Genomic DNA, 1328 nt, shown 5'->3' with positions numbered 1-1328 from the left:
ATCGTTGCGGCCGAGGAACTCGATGTTGCCGGCCGGCAGGTAACGCGCCAGGTCGCCGGTCCGGTACAGGCGTGCTTCAGGGGCACCGCTAAAGCGGTCCGTGACGAAGCGCTCCGCCGTCAACTCGGGACGGTTCAGGTAGCCGCGCGCAACGCCCGTTCCGCCGATATAGAGCTCGCCAGCAACCCCGATCGGAACAGGCTCAAAACCCGTGTCGAGAATGTAGACTTTCTTGCTCGCAATCGGTTTTCCAATCGAAACGTAGCTGCCTTCGGCGACGGATTTCAGCGACGACGTGCTCAGGTCGAAGGTCGTCGCTGTTATCGTTGTTTCGGTTGGTCCGTATGCATTTAAGACGATGCAACCAGTATCAGTCGATTTAAGTTTACTTACTGAAAACGCCTCGCCGCCGACGATGAGGAGCCGAAGATATTTCGTCAAATCCGGATGGAAATACGATGGTGTTATATTAGCAACATTTATTGAATTCCGGACGATCTCCGCGCTCAATTTTTCAGGCGACCATATTGTGTTTGGCCGAATGACCAGTGCCGCGCCGGTGATTAGCGCTGAAAATGCCTGCTCTATCGAAGGGTCGAAATTGGTGCTCGCGAATTGCAGCACCCGATCGGCGGCAGTGATCCGATATTTGTCGACACTGGCGAGAATATGCTCGGTCAATCCGCCATGCTCGACCATGACGCCCTTTGGCTTACCGGTGGAGCCCGAGGTGTAGATCACATAGGCGAGGTGGCGCGGCGTCAGGCCCAGCGCCGTCGGATCAGGATCGCTCTCGGGGTGGCCTTCTTGCGCTGCTTGCTGCCCATCCAGTGCGATGGCCTCGCGTCCGGACAGCGTATCGCCCAATGCCGTACGCCCTGCCTTGTCGACCAGCACTAGACGCGGGTCGGCATCACTGACCAACCAACCGAGCCGCTCGCGCGGATAGCTCGGGTCGAGCGGCACATAGGCGCCACCCGCCTTCAGCACCGCAAGCAGCCCGATCATCATCGCCGGCGAGCGCTCCACGCACAGTCCGACGCGATCGTCAGGCTTCACGCCAAGCCCGATCAGGCGATGCGCCAGTCGATTGGCCTGGGCGTTCAGCCCGCCATAGCTCAGTTCCTCGCCTTCATGGACCAATGCAATCGCATCAGGCGTGCGCGCTACCTGCTCCTCGAACAGTGAATGAATGCAGCGATCCGACGGATAGGCAGCCTCCGCGCGGTTCCAGGTCTCGAGGACAAGTTCGCGCTCCTCGGCCGGCAGCACGTCCAGCGCCCGCAGCGGGGTCTCCGGCGCCTCCTCCAGCGCCTCCACCCGGCTCT

Annotated in this window: 1 protein-coding gene; it reads right to left on the bottom strand. The window is 60.5% G+C overall.

Translation table 11 applies throughout. The features are described 5' to 3' along the window. On the bottom strand, positions 1–1328 hold a 1328-nt coding region (locus tag KVT37_RS31550; protein ID WP_217578923.1), incomplete at both ends, for an amino acid adenylation domain-containing protein.

The organism is Mesorhizobium sp. GbtcB19 (assembly GCF_019091085.1).
Taxonomy (GTDB): Bacteria; Pseudomonadota; Alphaproteobacteria; order Rhizobiales; family Rhizobiaceae; genus Mesorhizobium.
Note: the sequence above shows the minus strand (reverse complement) of the source record. Positions and strands in the feature narration are given on the sequence as shown.